At 73.8% G+C, this 14,017-nt stretch carries 14 protein-coding genes; 8 read left to right on the forward strand and 6 right to left on the reverse strand.

Going from position 1 to position 14,017, the window contains the following annotated elements; all coding sequences use genetic code 11:
• Positions 1 to 37: 37 nt before the first annotated feature.
• From IH54_RS0132355 to IH54_RS0132370, 4 genes are all read right to left on the reverse strand, one after another.
• Positions 38 to 1,066, reverse strand: coding sequence for a 6-phosphofructokinase (locus tag IH54_RS0132355; protein WP_031523813.1), 1,029 nt, complete (start codon positions 1,064 to 1,066; stop codon positions 38 to 40).
• 69 nt (positions 1,067 to 1,135) lie between these two features.
• Positions 1,136 to 1,852, reverse strand: a complete 717-nt coding sequence (locus IH54_RS0132360; RefSeq protein ID WP_031523815.1) for a response regulator — start codon at positions 1,850 to 1,852, stop codon at positions 1,136 to 1,138.
• Positions 1,849 to 3,033: a MacS family sensor histidine kinase gene (gene macS, locus IH54_RS0132365; RefSeq protein WP_420711815.1), complete on the reverse strand. Its 1,185-nt coding sequence runs from the start codon at positions 3,031 to 3,033 to the stop codon at positions 1,849 to 1,851. Before macS ends, IH54_RS0132360 begins: the two co-directional genes overlap by 4 nt.
• A 149-nt stretch (positions 3,034 to 3,182) precedes the next feature.
• On the reverse strand, positions 3,183 to 3,896 hold the full coding sequence (locus IH54_RS0132370) for a lysophospholipid acyltransferase family protein (RefSeq protein WP_031523819.1): 714 nt from the start codon (positions 3,894 to 3,896) through the stop codon (positions 3,183 to 3,185).
• Positions 3,897 to 4,096: 200 nt separating this feature from the next.
• Between IH54_RS0132370 and IH54_RS0132375 the strand changes: the two genes are divergently transcribed.
• Both IH54_RS0132375 and IH54_RS0132380 read left to right on the forward strand, forming a co-directional pair.
• On the forward strand, positions 4,097 to 4,897 hold the full coding sequence (locus tag IH54_RS0132375) for an alpha/beta hydrolase (protein WP_031523822.1): 801 nt from the start codon (positions 4,097 to 4,099) through the stop codon (positions 4,895 to 4,897).
• On the forward strand, positions 4,890 to 5,471 hold the full coding sequence (locus tag IH54_RS0132380; RefSeq protein WP_031523825.1) for a hypothetical protein: 582 nt from the start codon (positions 4,890 to 4,892) through the stop codon (positions 5,469 to 5,471). The genes IH54_RS0132375 and IH54_RS0132380 overlap by 8 nt, the downstream gene beginning before the upstream one ends.
• A 37-nt stretch (positions 5,472 to 5,508) precedes the next feature.
• On the opposite strand, the gene IH54_RS0132385 is transcribed toward IH54_RS0132380, so the two are convergent.
• The gene (locus tag IH54_RS0132385) at positions 5,509 to 7,305 is read right to left on the reverse strand and encodes an AMP-dependent synthetase/ligase (RefSeq protein ID WP_031523827.1); all 1,797 of its coding nucleotides are present in this window, start codon (positions 7,303 to 7,305) and stop codon (positions 5,509 to 5,511) included.
• 231 nt (positions 7,306 to 7,536) lie between these two features.
• Between IH54_RS0132385 and IH54_RS0132390 the strand changes: the two genes are divergently transcribed.
• The 6 genes from IH54_RS0132390 (at position 7,537) to IH54_RS0132415 (ending at position 12,392) form a co-directional block, all read left to right on the forward strand.
• Positions 7,537 to 8,298 (forward strand): metallophosphoesterase family protein, encoded by a 762-nt coding sequence (locus IH54_RS0132390; protein ID WP_031523829.1) that lies wholly within the window; start codon positions 7,537 to 7,539, stop codon positions 8,296 to 8,298.
• Between the two features lie 100 nt (positions 8,299 to 8,398).
• On the forward strand, positions 8,399 to 8,944 hold the full coding sequence (locus tag IH54_RS0132395; protein WP_078862693.1) for an SRPBCC family protein: 546 nt from the start codon (positions 8,399 to 8,401) through the stop codon (positions 8,942 to 8,944).
• Positions 8,944 to 10,119, forward strand: coding sequence for an ArsA family ATPase (locus tag IH54_RS0132400; protein ID WP_031523834.1), 1,176 nt, complete (start codon positions 8,944 to 8,946; stop codon positions 10,117 to 10,119). The genes IH54_RS0132395 and IH54_RS0132400 overlap by 1 nt, the downstream gene beginning before the upstream one ends.
• Positions 10,120 to 10,230: 111 nt before the next feature.
• Complete coding sequence (locus IH54_RS0132405; RefSeq protein WP_043182938.1) at positions 10,231 to 10,629, forward strand: DUF5304 family protein; 399 nt, start codon at positions 10,231 to 10,233, stop codon at positions 10,627 to 10,629.
• Between the two features lie 54 nt (positions 10,630 to 10,683).
• Complete coding sequence (locus IH54_RS0132410; RefSeq protein ID WP_031523839.1) at positions 10,684 to 11,625, forward strand: ROK family glucokinase; 942 nt, start codon at positions 10,684 to 10,686, stop codon at positions 11,623 to 11,625.
• Positions 11,626 to 11,645: 20 nt separating this feature from the next.
• The gene (locus IH54_RS0132415) at positions 11,646 to 12,392 is read left to right on the forward strand and encodes an endonuclease/exonuclease/phosphatase family protein (protein WP_031523841.1); all 747 of its coding nucleotides are present in this window, start codon (positions 11,646 to 11,648) and stop codon (positions 12,390 to 12,392) included.
• A gap of 77 nt (positions 12,393 to 12,469) precedes the next feature.
• Here IH54_RS0132415 and IH54_RS0132420 read toward each other — a convergent pair whose 3' ends face one another.
• Positions 12,470 to 13,600, reverse strand: a complete 1,131-nt coding sequence (locus tag IH54_RS0132420) for a glycosyltransferase family 4 protein (RefSeq protein ID WP_031523843.1) — start codon at positions 13,598 to 13,600, stop codon at positions 12,470 to 12,472.
• Positions 13,601 to 14,017 lie beyond the last annotated feature (417 nt).

Below are 14,017 nucleotides of genomic sequence, written 5' to 3' on the forward strand. Positions count from 1 at the left end.
CAGGGAAGATAAATCAGAGGTGTCGTCCGCGGCAAGGTCAGCCGAAGAAGACGCCCGCCTCGGCGTAGAGGGCGGGTTCCACGGTCTTGATCCGGGCGGTCGCGTCGCCGATCGGCACCCGCACGATGTCGGTGGCGCGCAGCGCGACCATCTTCCCGAAGTCGCCGTCCCGGACGGCGTCGACGGCGTGCAGCCCGAAGCGGGTGGCGAGCCAGCGGTCGAAGGCGCTGGGGGTGCCGCCGCGCTGGACATGGCCGAGAACGGTGGTCCTGGCCTCCTTCCCGGTGCGCTTCTCGATCTGGGCGGCGAGCCACTCGCCGATGCCGGACAGCCGGACGTGCCCGAAGGAGTCGAGGGTGCCGTCCTTGAGGACCATGTCGCCGTCGCGCGGCATGGCGCCCTCCGCGACGACCACGATGGGCGCGTAGCGGATCTTGAAACGGCTCTCGACCCAGCCGCACACCTGGTCGAGGTCGAAGCGGTGCTCGGGGATGAGGATCGCGTTCGCCCCGCCGGCCAGGCCGGAGTGCAGCGCGATCCAGCCCGCGTGCCGGCCCATGACCTCGACCACCAGGACCCGCATGTGCGACTCCGCAGTGGTGTGCAGCCGGTCGATGGCCTCGGTGGCGATGTTGACGGCGGTGTCGAAGCCGAAGGTGTAGTCGGTGGCCGACAGGTCGTTGTCGATGGTCTTGGGCACGCCGACGACCTTCAGACCGGTCTCGGCGTGCAGTTGGGCGGCGACCCCGAGGGTGTCCTCACCGCCGATGACGATGAGCGCGTCGACGCCCTCCGCCGCCAGTGTCTCCAGGACCCGGCGCGTGCCGCCCTCGACCTTGAGCGGGTTGGTGCGCGAGGAGCCGAGTATGGTGCCGCCGCGGGGCAGTATGCCGCGGACGGCCGGTATGTCGAGCCGTACGGTGTCCCCCTCCAGGGGGCCGCGCCAGCCGTCGCGGAAGCCGGTGAAGTCGTAACCGTATTCCTGGACGCCTTTGCGCACGATGCCGCGGATGACCGCATTGAGGCCGGGGCAGTCTCCGCCGCCGGTCAGGACTCCGACTCGCATGGACTTTTCCCTTCGTCGCAGGCCAGCTGTGCCGGAAGTGCAACTCCCGCCAAGCTAGCGTGACTTGGGTCACATGTCGCCGTCCGTGCAAGTCTCCCGATCGTCGTCGAGTCCGGCTTCGATCGCATACCGGACAAGCTCCACACGGTTGTGCAACTGGAGCTTTCCGAGGGTGTTCTGGACGTGGTTCTGCACCGTACGGTGCGAAATGACCAGGCGGGCGGCTATCTGCTTGTAGCTCAGCCCCTTCGCGACCAGCCGCAGCACCTCCGTCTCGCGCTCGGTCAGCCGCGGCGCCGCGGGGCCGTCCGCCGCGGCCGGCGGCGGGTCGGTGGCCAGCCGCCGGTACTCACCCAGCACCAGCCCGGCCAGGCCCGGGGTGAAGACCGGGTCCCCCACCGCGGTCCTGCGCACCGCGTCCACCAGCTCCTCCCGACCGGCCGACTTGAGCAGGTAGCCGGTCGCCCCGGATTTGACCGCTTCCAGTACGTCCGCGTGCTCGCCGCTCGCCGACAGCACCAGCACCCGCACCGCCGGGTCGACCGCGAGGACCTCCTTGCAGACCCGCACGCCGGACGCGCCCGGCAGGTTGAGGTCCAGCACCAGCACCTGCGGGCGGGCGGCCCGCGCGCGGCGGATCGCCTCGGGCCCGTCGCCCGCGGTCGCCACCACCCGGAAGCCCGCCTCGCCCAGGTCGCGGGCCACCGCGTCCCGCCACATCGGGTGGTCGTCCACCACCATCACCGTGACCGGCGGCTGCTGCGCCGCCCCGTCCGCGGTCGTCATGCCGCTCCCCCTCCGCTCGTGCCGGTCGCCCCGGCCCTCTCCCCCGCCTGCGCCGCCTTGGGCAGCCGCAGCTCCACCTCGGTGCCCTCGCCCGGCAGCGACAGCCACTGCGCACTGCCGCCCAGGTCGCGCAGCCGGCCGCGGATCGACTGGGCCGCCCCGAGCCGCCCTTCCGCCGCGGCCGCGGCGAGCCGCCCCTCGGGGATGCCGGGGCCGTCGTCCCGCACGGTCACCAGCACCGCGTCCGGCTCGTCCTCCACCAGGATCCACGCCCGCGCCCCCTCGCCGGCGTGCACCGCCACGTTGTCCAGCGCGGCCCCCACCGCCGCCGCCAGCTCCGCGCCCGCCGCCGGCTCCACCGGCACGGGGGTGCCCGGCGCGGACACCGTCACCCGGGCCGACGCGTACGGGGCGAGCAGCGCGCGCAGGTCCGAGGGCCCCGCGGGCTCCTCCCCGGGGCGCGGCGCGGGCACCGGGGCGCCGCTGATCAGACCGCGCAGCGCCACCTCCTGCTCGCCCGCCATCCGGCCCAGCTCGGCGGCCTCTCCCCCCGCCTGGTCACCGCGCCGCTGCACCATCGCCAGCACCTGGAGCACCCCGTCGTGGATGTCCCGCGCGAGCCGCTCCCGCTCCCGGGTGGCCGCCTCGATCTGCAGCGCGCGGGCGAGCGTGCGCTCGCTGATCCTGGCCACCTCGACGACGTAGCCGATGCCGATGCTCGCGACCCACACCAGCAGGACGTTGCGCAGCGTGTCCCGCCCGGCGCCGCTGCCGCGCTCCACCAGGTCGGCGAGCGCCACCAGCGAGGACGCGACGGCGGCCCACCGCCACCCGCCCTTGACCGCGAAGGCCAGCACGGAGCCGGCCGTCCAGATCGACGGCAGCGTGAAGGCGCCCTCCTCGATCCGGGCGTGGGTGTCCACGACCATCGTGAGGAGTATCCCGCTGAGCGCGAGCGCGAGGTCGGTCGCGAGGAAGCCGCGGGTGCAGCGCTCGGCCGAGCGCACCCGGCCGAGCGTGGACAGGGTCCACACCCCCAGGACGCCCAGGTAGATCCCGCCGATCAGCGGGTGCTTCAGGTCGTCGTAGGCGTAGACGAAGACGGCGATCGCGTACCCGCACGTCAGCACCCGGTACGCCACCAGGGCCCGCCACAGCGGCCCCTCCACCGACATGCGCATGTCTCCCCCTCGGGAGGCGAGCCTACTGGGTGGGGCCCGCACCACCAGGGGCGCGTGGGGGCACCTCCCACGCGCCCCTGAAAACGCTCGCCCGGCGGCGCAGCCGCAGCCCGGAAACGCGCGCCGCCCTGCGCAAGGGCGAGGCCCGCCTACCGCTCGGCCGCGGAGGGTTTGGCGGACTCGGCGAGCAGCCGCTTGGCGGCGGTCGCGTAGATGTCCACGTACTCCTGGCCCGAGAGCTTCATGATCTCGTACATGACCTCGTCCGTGATCGACCGCAGGATGAAGCGGTCGGCCTCCATCCCGGCGTAGCGGGAGAAGTTGAGCGGCTTGCCGATGCGGATCCCCGGGCGGACCGAGAGCTTCGGGACGACCTTGCCGACCGGCTGCACCTTCTCCGTGTCGATCATCGCCACCGGGATGACCGGCGCCCCGCTGGCCAGCGCGACACGGGCGAGGCCGCCGGGCTTGCCCCGGTAGAGGCGGCCGTCCGGGGAGCGCGTGCCCTCAGGGTAGATGCCGAACAGCTCGCCGCGGGCCAGGACCGCGACCCCGCTCTTGACGGCGGCCTCGCCCGCGCCCCGGGCGCCGGAGCGGTCGACGGGGAGCTGGCCGACGCCCTTGAAGAACGCGGCGGTGAGCTTGCCCTTGACGCCCGGCGAGTTGAAGTACTCCTCCTTCGCGATGAAGGTGACCTTGCGGTCGAGCACCGCCGGGAGGAAGAAGGAGTCCGAGAAGGACAAGTGGTTGCTCGCGAGGATCGCCGGACCCTCGGCAGGGATGTGCTCAAGGCCCTCGACCCAGGGCCGGAAGGCCGCCTTGAGCGGCGAACCGATGGCGATCTTCATCGCGCCGTAGAACAACCCGGACCTCCTGTAGCCGTCGCACCGACCATAGCGCCACGGGGCGGGTACGGCTGGTCCTGACGGGGCTTACCGCCAGGTATCGCAGCCGCGTACGCTGAACGTCCGACCTCCGTGTACCTCGTGTACCCGGGTTCGCGGTTTCACGCCCGCGGAGCCCCAGGAACACCCTCGGATCCCTTCAGAACAGGAGCCCAGCGGTGCCGTTGCTGCCAGGAGCCGAACCGTACCGCCATGACGGCGGAACGACCGGCGTGCTGCTCTGTCACGGTTTCACCGGCTCGCCGCAGTCCATGCGCCCGTGGGCCGGACATCTGGCCGACCGCGGCCTGACGGTGTCGGTGCCGCTGCTGCCGGGGCACGGCACCCGGTGGCAGGAGATGGCGATGACCGGCTGGCAGGACTGGTACGCCGAGGTGGAGCGTGAGCTGCTCGCGCTGGGCGACCGCTGCTCGCGGGTCTTCGTCGGCGGCCTGTCGATGGGCGGCACACTCGCGCTGCGGCTCGCGGCCAAGCACGGCACGGCGGTCAGCGGTGTGGTGCTGGTCAACCCGTCGGTGAAGGCCGACAGCCCGAAACTGCGGGCGGCGGCGCTGCTGCGGCACATCGTGCCCTCGGTCAAGGGCATCGCCAGCGACATAGCGCGCGAGGGCGTCGTCGAGACCGGCTACGACCGTGTCCCCTTGCACGGGGTGCACGCCTTGAACCAGCTGTGGCCGGTGGTCCGTGCCGGGCTGCCGCAGGTCACGCAGCCGCTGCTGCTGCTGCACAGCCGGGTGGACCATGTGGTGGACCCGTCGAACTCGGCGGTGGTGCTGAGTTCGGTGTCGTCCACGGACGTGACGGAGATCGTCCTGGAGGACAGCTTCCACGTCGCCACCCTGGACAACGACGCGGAGCGGATCTTCGCGGAGTCCTACGCCTTCGTCGAGCGCCTCTCCGCGGCGGTGCCCGCGGACGGGGCGGGCGGCGCGCTGAAGGAGGGCACGGCCGGTGGCTGACCGCGAGGACGAGGGCACCGCTCCGCACGAGGAGGAGCCGCCGCGCCCGGACACCCCGCTGGACGAGGAGGCGGTCTGGGCCGCACTCGTCGCGGGCTACGACGAGGAGCCGGAGCCCGGCACCGAGGCCTGGCCGGAGGCGGAGAACGTCCGGCCGGCGAAGGCCGCGGTGACCGCGGACCCGGACGCCGAGCCCGAGCCGGGCCCCGACGCGACCGACCCGGCGGCGGTGAGCACCGCGCCGCCGCAGTCCGACCGGACGATCGTGATCCACCCGGTGATCCGCGGGCCGCGCGACTACGAGGTGCCCGACGACGACGAGGACGCGCATTTCGTGCCGCCCGAGCCGCCGCCGCTGCCGGAGGCGGACGTCACGACGAAGTTCGCCTGGATCGCGGTTCTGGGCGGGCCGCTGCTGCTGCTCGCGTTCGTGCTCTTCCAGATCGAGATGACCTGGTGGGCGGCGACGGTGGGCGTCGGCGGCTTCCTGGGCGGCTTCGCCACGCTGGTGGCGCGGATGCGCACGGACGAGGACGAGGACGACGACGACCCGGGGCGCGGCGCGGTCGTCTGAGCCCCGCAGGGCACGGCGGGGTGCGCGCCCTGCGGGCTCAGCGGGCGTACAGCGCCTCGACCTCGGCGGCGTAATCGGCGAGCACGACCGAACGCTTGAGCTTCAGGGACGGCGTCAGGTGCCCGGACTCCTCGGTGAACTGCCCCGGCAGGATGCGGAACTTGCGCACCGACTCGGCGCGCGAGACCGCCGCGTTGCCCTCGTCGACGGCCTGCTGCACGGCGGCCAGCAGATCCGGGTCGGCGGCCAGCTCGGCGACCGTGCGGCCGGCCTTGCCGTGCTGCTCGGCCCAGCGCGGCAGGAATTCCTCGTCGAGGGTGACGAGCGCGCCGACGAAGGGGCGGCCGTCGCCGACGACCATGCACTCGGCCACCAGCGCGTGCGCCCGGATCCGGTCCTCGATCACCGCGGGGGCGACGTTCTTGCCGCCCGCGGTGACGATGATCTCCTTCTTGCGGCCGGTGATCGTGAGGTAGCCGTCCTCGTCGAGGGTGCCGATGTCGCCGGTGTGGAACCAGCCGTTGCCCATCGCCTCGGCCGTGGCCGGCTCGTTGTTCCAGTACCCGGTGAAGAGGTGCTCGCCGTACAGCAGCACCTCGCCGTCGTCGGAGATGCGGATGGTGGAGCCGGGCAGCGGCTGGCCGACGGTTCCCATCTTCGGGCGGTCCCACGGGTTGAAGGCGGTGGCCGCGCAGGACTCGGTGAGGCCGTAGCCCTCCAGCACGGTGAAGCCGATGCCGCGGTAGAAGTGGCCGAGCCGCTCGCCGAGCGGGGCGCCGCCGGAGATGGCGTGCGTGGCCCGGCCGCCGAGCACCGCGCGCAGCTTGGCGTAGACGAGCCGGTCGAAGACCTTGTGCGCCGTCCGCAGTCGCAGCGACGGGCCGCCCGGGGTGTCCAGGGCGCGGCTGTACGCGACGGCGGTGGCGGCGGCGCGGTCGAAGATCCTCCCCTTGCCGCCGGCCTGCGCGGTGGCGCGGGCGGTGTTGTAGACCTTCTCGAAGACCCGCGGCACCCCGAGGATCAGGGTGGGCCGGAAGCCCTGGAGGTCGCCGGTGAGGTTCTTGACGTCGGGGACGTGGCCGAGCCGGATCGGCGCCATGACGCTCGCGACCTCGGCGAGGCGCCCCAGCACGTGCGCGAGCGGCAGGAAGAGCAGGATCGAGGACTCGCCGGTGCGGAAGAGCGGGGCGAGGCGCTCCAGGACGTTGCCGCACTCGGCGAAGAAGCTGCGGTGGCTGAGCACGCAGCCCTTGGGGCGGCCGGTGGTACCGGAGGTGTAGACGACGGTCGCGGGCGAGTCGGCGTTGGCGCCCGCGCTCCGCTCGTCCAGGACGGCGTCGGCGACGCCGCCGCCCGCCGCCGCGAGCGCCTCGACGGCGCCGGTGTCGATCCGCCACACGTGCTTGAGCAGCGGCAGCCGCTCCCGTACGGACTCCACCGCGCGCTCGTGCGCGTCCGACTCGACGACGACGGCGACCGCCCCGGAGTCGGCGAGGATCCACTCGATCTGCTCGGGCGAGGACGTCTCGTAGACCGGCACGGTCACCGCGCCCGCGCTCCACACCGCGAAGTCCAGCAGCGTCCACTCGTAGCGGGTGCGGGACATCAGGGCGACCCGGTCGCCGGGCTGCACACCTTCGGCGACCAGGCCGCGGGCGGCGGATCGCACCTCGGCGAGGAAGGCGCTCGCGGTGACGTCCTGCCAGTGACCGGCGGGATCCTTGCGGCCGAGGACGGGTGTGTCCGGGTGCTGGGCGGCGTTGCGGCGGATCAGGTCCGTCAGGTTGCCGTCGGCGGGGACCTCGTACAGGGCCGGAAGGCTGAACTCACGCAAGGCGGCTGCTCCTCATCGGTGCCACGGCGCACCCGGAGGGAGGGCGGGGGACCTACTGGACGTTACCGATCGGTAAAGCTCCGGCGGTAGGGGGCGCAGGGGAGATGTTCCCAGCGTCACACGCGCCGGCCGGCACGGTGGGCCGACGCCGGAAGAGTAGTCCAGCCGGCGGTGGATCCGCAGGTGGACCGTGGTCCGGGAGCGCGCGGGGCGGCGCTATAAGCTGGGAACATGCGGGTGCATGTGGTGAGCGACGTCCATGGCGCGACGGAGGCGCTGGCCCGCGCCGGGGAGGGCGCGGACGCGCTGGTGTGCCTCGGCGACCTGATCCTCTTCCTCGACTACGCCGACCACGCGCGGGGCATCTTCCCCGAGCTCTTCGGCGTCGAGAACGCCGACCGCATGGTGGAGCTGCGCACCGCCCGCCGCTTCGACGAGGCGCGGCTGCTGGACGCGCAGCTGTGGGCGGGCATCGACCGCCGGGCCGCGATCGAGAGCGCGGTGCGCAAGCAGTACGCCGAGCTGTTCGCCGCTTTCCCCACCCCGACCTACGCCACATACGGCAACGTCGACATCCCCGGCCTGTGGCCGGAGTACGCCGGCCCCGGCACGACCGTGCTGGACGGCGCGACGGTGGAGCTGGGCGGCCTGGTCCTCGGCTTCGTCGGCGGCGGCCTGCGCACCTCGATGCGCACCCCGTACGAGATCGACGAGGAGGAGTACGCCGCCAAGGTCGCCGCGCTCGGCAAGGTCGACGTGCTGTGCTCGCACATCCCGCCGGCGCTGCCGGAGCTGTGCTACGACACCGTCGCGCGCCGCTTCGAGCGCGGCAGCGAGGCGCTGCTGGACGCGGTGCGCAGCGTGCAGCCGAAGTACGCGCTCTTCGGCCACGTCCACCAGCCGCTGCTGGCCCGCACCCGCGTCGGGCGCACCGAGTGCGTCAACGTCGGCCACTTCAACCGCACCCGCAAGCCGTGGGTCCTGGAGTGGTGAGGCGGCCCCCTCCCCCGGGGCGGCGCACGCGGCCCGCTCCCACCTGGGCGCGGTAGCCTTCGGGGGCATCCTGCACCAGTAGTCCTGGAGGGCCACGGCGATGGCGGAACACACACGGTCGAGCATCACCATCGATGCGGCTCCGGCCGCTGTCATGGGCGTCATCGCCGACTTCGACCGCTACCCGGAGTGGACCGGTGAGGTCAAGGAGGCCCAGGTCCTCGCGCGGGACGCGAAGGGGCGCGCCGAGCAGGTGCGACTGCTGCTCGACGCGGGCGCCATCAAGGACGACCACACCCTCGCCTACACCTGGGTGAGCGCCGACGAGGTGCACTGGTCGCTGGTCAAGTCCCAGATGCTGCGCACCCTCGACGGCTCCTACGCGCTCGTGCCGCTCGACGGCGGCCGGCGCACCGAGGTCACCTACCAGCTCACCGTGGACGTCAAGATCCCCATGCTGGGCATGATCAAGCGCAAAGCCGAGAAGGTCATCATCGACCGTGCGCTGGCCGGGCTGAAGAAACGGGTCGAGTCGGGCGAGGCCGGTGCGGGCGAGGCCGGTGCTGGGGCTGCCGGTTCCGGGTCCGCCGGGTCAGGGGCCGTCGGGCTCGGCAAGGGTGCCGCCGGCACCGAGACCGCGGGCTGATGCCCGCGGAGGCCGTACGCACCCTGCTGGTCACCGGCGGCGGAGGGGCGGGCCGCACCGCGGTCGCCGCCGCGACGGCCGCCGCGGCCGCCCGGAGCGGGACCCGCACGCTGCTGCTGACCGGCGAGCGCACCGCGGCCGCGGCCCTCGACGGGGCGGTGCCGGATCTGGCGGTACGCCGGACGGACCCCGGCGGCGCCTTCCAGGACGCGCTGCTGGACCTGCAGTCCCGCGGCGGCACCCTGCTCGCGCTGCTCGGCGCCGCGCCGCTGGACCCGGAGGAGCTGACGCCGCTGCCGGGCGCGGAGGCGCTGGCACTGCTGCGGGCCGTACGGGCGGCGCAGGACGCGGCGTGGGGGCTCGTCGTCGTCGACCTGCCGCCGGTGCGGGAGGCCGTGACGCTGCTCGCGCTGCCCGGGCAGCTGCGCCGCTACCTCGCCCGGCTGCTGCCTGCCGACCGGCAGGCCGCCCGCGCGCTGCGCCCCGTCCTGGCCCAGCTCGCGGGGGTGCCCATGCCCGCGGAGTGGGCGTACGACGCCGCGGCCCGCGCGGACCGCGAACTCGCCGCCGTCCAGGCCGTCATCGACGCGCCGGGCACCTCCGTGACGGTGGTCGTCGAGCCCTCCGGCCACGGCGCGGAGGTGCTGCGCACGGCCCGGACGGGCCTGGCCCTGCACGGCCTCGGCCCCGCCTCGGTGGCCGTCAACCGGCTGCTGCCCGCGAGCGCCGCCGATCCCTTCACGGCGGGGCTGGCCGCCGCGCAGCACGACCGGCTCAAGTCCTTCACGGAGGCCTGCGCGGCCGACGGCACGCCGCTGCACGAACTGCCCCACCTGGGGCGGGAGGCGGGGCTGCCGGAGGAGGCGCTGGCGGTGCCACTCGCTGACATCCGCCCTTACAAGGCGGCGCTCGGCAGTAAGGGCGAGCCCTGGAGCGTCCTCGACCGGCTCGGCGAGGACGGGTACCTGGAGTGGTCGCTGCCGCTGCCGGGCGCCGGCAAGGACGGGCTGGACCTGGTGCGGCGCGGGGACGAACTCGTCGTCGACGCCGAGGGTTTCCGCCGCATCATGCCGCTGCCGTCCGCGCTGCGGCGCTGCACCGTGCAGGGCGCGGCGCTGCGGGACGGCGTACTGCGGGTGCGGTTCACGCCCGACCCGGGGCTCTGGCCGCGCTGACCGCGGCTTCCTGCCGCCCGGGGCCGCGCTGACACCGGCCGTCCTGGCGGGCGTTCGGGTACCGTCGAGGAGGGAGGCGGCCCGAGCGCGGCGCCCCGTTGGGAGACCGTCATGAGCGAAGCCACGGACCGTCCGGACCCCGACGCGTGGGCCAAGGCCAGCGCGGAGGACATCGCGGCCGAGCACGCCCGGCGCCGTGAGGAGTCGGGCCAGGGCAGCGCGGCGGAGGAGCTGCGGCGTCTCGCCGAGGCGGTCGGCGACGCGGTGGGTGAGCGGCTGGCCGCGCTGCGCAACCCCGCGGTGCAGCTGGCGGCGCAGGGGATGCTCTCCCAGGTGCGTTCTGTTGTCGAACCCATCAAGGAGCGGAATCCCGACGTCTTCGACCACCTCGCGGCCGCGGGGGCCGAACTGCTGGCGGCATACCGGTCCGCAGTGGCCGGAGCGGAATCCCGCTGGACCTCCGGCGAAGGGTCCGCGCGTTCAACCGCTGAACACATCGACCTCGACTGACCCCCTCTCCGGTACGGTTCTCTTAGCGGGGAACGACCGAAAACTGAGGGACACATGGGACTCACCATCGGCGTCGACATCGGCGGCACCAAGATCGCGGCCGGCGTGGTCGACGAGGAAGGCTCGATCCTTGAGACCGTCAAGGTGCCGACGCCGCCGACTCCCGAAGGCGTCGTCGACGCGATCGTCGAGGCGGTACGCCAGGTCAGCACCGGTCACTCGATCGAGGCCGTCGGCATCGGCGCCGCCGGTTACGTCGACGACAAGCGGGCCACCGTGCTCTTCGCGCCGAACATCAACTGGCGGCACGAAGCACTGAAGGACAAGGTCGAACAGCGCGTCGGACTCCCGGTCGTCGTGGAGAACGACGCCAACGCGGCCGCGTGGGGCGAGTACCGCTTCGGCGCGGGACAGGGCCACTCCGATGTGATCTGCATCACACTCGGCACAGGTCTGGGCGGCGGCATCATCATCGGCAACAAGCTGCGCCGCGGCCGTTTCGGCGTCGCGGCCGAGTTCGGCCACATCCGTGTGGTGCCGGACGGCCTGCTGTGCGGCTGCGGCAGCCAGGGCTGCTGGGAGCAGTACGCCTCCGGCCGCGCGCTCGTGCGCTACGCCAAGCAGCGCGCCAACGCCACCCCGGAGAACGCCGCGGCCCTGCTCGCGCTGGGCGACGGCACCGTGGACGGCATCGAGGGCCGGCACATCAGCGCCGCGGCCCGGCAGGGCGACCCGGTCGCCGTCGACTCCTTCCGCGAGCTGGCCCGTTGGGCGGGCGCGGGTCTGGCCGACCTGGCCTCGCTCTTCGACCCGTCCGCGTTCATCGTCGGCGGCGGCGTGTCGGACGAGGGCGAGCTGGTCCTCGACCCGATCCGCAAGTCCTTCCGGCGCTGGCTCATCGGCGGCGACTGGCGCCCGCACGCCCAGGTGCTCGCCGCGCAACTCGGCGGCACGGCCGGGCTGGTCGGTGCCGCCGACCTCGCGCGGCAGGGATGAGACTGGGCTAGGTTGATCACATGACCGTGGAAGATCTGCCGAGTTCCGCCACCGAGCACGACTCGGCGATCATCCGCGTGCTCAGCTACAACGTCCGCTCGATGCGGGACGACACGGCGGCGCTGGCCCGGGTGATCCGAGCCTGCGCCCCCGACCTCGTCCTCGTCCAGGAGGCCCCGCGGTTCTTCCGATGGCGCAAGGCCGCGGCCCGCCTCGCACGTACGACCGGTCTGGTGCATGTGACCGGGGGCGCGACAGCCGCGGGGCCGATGATCCTGTCGTCCCTGCGCGCGCACGTCGAGCACACCGAAGACGTGCTGCTGCCGCACAACCCGCCGCTGCACCAGCGCGGTTTCGCCACCGCGGTGCTGCGGATCGGCGGCGCGCGGATCGCCGCCGTCAGCACGCACCTGAGCCTCGACCCCGTCGAGCGCCACGAGCAGGCGGGCCTGCTGCTGGAGCGCGTCGCCGCGATGGGCGAGCCGAACGCCGTCGTCGGCGGCGACTTCAACGAGCCCCCCGAGCGGGCGGGCTTCACCCGGATCGCGGCGGAGCTCCAGGACGCCTTCGCCGTCGCCCCGTGGGGCGGCGAGGTCACCAACGTCCGCGAGCCCTACCAGCGGATCGACGCGGTCTTCACGACCAAGCCGGTGCAGGTGCTCGGGTGCGGGGTCCCGCACTCCGTCCCGGGCGTCACCCACGCGGACCTCCACGCGGCGACCGACCACCTCCCGGTACTGGCCGCGCTGCGCGTGCCGCGCGCCTGAGGTGCGCTCGCCGCGAGGGTGAGCGTTTGCGCTGCGCGCTCTGCGCCGCGCGGCGGCTCCCGCCGGGTGCCGCACCCTCACAGGAGGGTGCGGAGGCGTTCCGCCAGCAGGTCCCATCGCCAGGCCTCGTGCACCCACGCCCGGCCCCGTTCGCCCATCGTGCGGCGCAGGTCCGCGTCCCGGAGCAGGGCCAGGATGCGTTCGGCCGCCAGCTCCGGGGAGCCGCCGGGGACGACCCAGCCCGTCTCGCCGGGCAGCACCGCGTCGGGCGCCCCGCCCGAGTCGCCCGCCACAACCGGCAGTCCGGTCGCCGACGCCTCCAGGTAGACGATGCCGAGCCCCTCCACGTCCAGGCCGCCGCGCCGCGTCCGGCACGGCATCGCGAAGACGTCGCCCGCGCCGAAGTGCGCGGGCAGCTCCGCCTCCGGGACCGGCCCGGTGAAGCGCACCGCGCCCGCGACGCCGGTCCGCTCCGCCAGCGCCTCCAGCTCGCTCCGATACGGCCCGCCGCCCACGACCAGCAGCGCGGTGTCCGGCTGGTCCCGCAGGATCCGCGGCATCGCGAGGATCAGGGTGTCCTGCCCCTTGCGCGGCACCAGCCGCGACACGCACACCACCACCGGCCGGTCCGCGAGCCCCAGCCGCGCCCGTACCACCGCGCCGCCCGACCCCGGGTGGAAGGTCTTCTCGTTCACCCCCGGCGGCAGATGCACCATGCGGGCCGCCGCGCGTTCCGTGAGCGCGGACGCGATCCGCGACCTCGTGTACTCGCCGAGGTACGTGAGCGTGTCGGTGCCCTCGCCGATCCGGCGCAGCAGCGTGCGGCTTCCGGGCAGTTGGGCCCACGCGGCCTCGTGGCCGTGCGTCGTGCCGACGAGGCGGGACGCGCCCGCCTTGCGCAGGGCCGGGGCCATCAGGCCCAGCGGGGCCGCGGCGCCGAACCACACGGAGGAGCAGCCGTGCGCCTGCAGCAGCTCGGCGGCGGTGCGGGTGACGCGGGGCGTCGGGAGCAGCATCTTGGTACGGTCCCGCACCACGGGGAAGGGCTGCTCGGCGTCGAACCGGGCGACCTCGGTGCCGTCGCGCCACGTCGAGGCGTAGACGACGACCTTCGCGGGGTCGAGGCGTAGGGCCATGCTGTGCACGAAGGACTGGATCCCGCCCTGCCGCGGCGGGAAGTCGTTCGTGACGATCAGGGTCTTCTCCATCCCGGCTGACCTTACTCTCGCGGGGGTGCGCTCCGGGGTGGCCCTTGGGGTGGGCGTCGCGATCTTCCCGCCGTGGGGACTGGTCGCGCCCACGCGAGCGGCGGCCGCACGTCAGATGCAGCCCCGCGCCCCTGTTGTTGCCCGGCGGGGCATCGCGCTTCTGCTTCGGTGGGTGGGTCGGGTGCCACTCCGGGGGTACCTCCTCGGAATGCGCGTCACCCTCTTCCCGAGTCGGTGCCGCGCTGGGTAGCGCATTCCTGCGGGGGCACCCCCGGATCGTCCCCCTCCCGACGTCTCGTCGGCGGCCGGCCGCCGGTGGGGGTGGGGGTGGGCGGGGTGACGTGCCCCTCGTGCGTTGCGTGGGCGGCTGCCTGCCGGTGGGGGTGGGTGGGGTGATCGTGCCCGTCCCCCGACGTC

The organism is Streptomyces sp. NRRL F-5123 (assembly GCF_000721495.1).
In the GTDB taxonomy this organism is placed as follows: Bacteria; Actinomycetota; Actinomycetes; order Streptomycetales; family Streptomycetaceae; genus Actinacidiphila.

Excerpts from the sequence above, each read along its gene's own strand:
- IH54_RS0132355 (WP_031523813.1), bottom strand. The coding sequence starts at position 1,066 with ATGCGAGTCGGAGTCCTGACCGGCGGCGGAGACTGCCCCGGCCTCAAT.
- IH54_RS0132360 (WP_031523815.1), bottom strand. The coding sequence starts at position 1,852 with ATGACGACCGCGGACGGGGCGGCGCAGCAGCCGCCGGTCACGGTGATG.
- macS (WP_420711815.1), bottom strand. The coding sequence starts at position 3,033 with ATGCGCATGTCGGTGGAGGGGCCGCTGTGGCGGGCCCTGGTGGCGTAC.
- IH54_RS0132390 (WP_031523829.1), top strand. The coding sequence starts at position 7,537 with ATGCGGGTGCATGTGGTGAGCGACGTCCATGGCGCGACGGAGGCGCTG.
- IH54_RS0132395 (WP_078862693.1), top strand. The coding sequence starts at position 8,399 with ATGGCGGAACACACACGGTCGAGCATCACCATCGATGCGGCTCCGGCC.
- IH54_RS0132400 (WP_031523834.1), top strand. The coding sequence starts at position 8,944 with ATGCCCGCGGAGGCCGTACGCACCCTGCTGGTCACCGGCGGCGGAGGG.
- IH54_RS0132405 (WP_043182938.1), top strand. The coding sequence starts at position 10,231 with ATGAGCGAAGCCACGGACCGTCCGGACCCCGACGCGTGGGCCAAGGCC.
- IH54_RS0132410 (WP_031523839.1), top strand. The coding sequence starts at position 10,684 with ATGGGACTCACCATCGGCGTCGACATCGGCGGCACCAAGATCGCGGCC.
- IH54_RS0132415 (WP_031523841.1), top strand. The coding sequence starts at position 11,646 with ATGACCGTGGAAGATCTGCCGAGTTCCGCCACCGAGCACGACTCGGCG.
- IH54_RS0132420 (WP_031523843.1), bottom strand. The coding sequence starts at position 13,600 with ATGGAGAAGACCCTGATCGTCACGAACGACTTCCCGCCGCGGCAGGGC.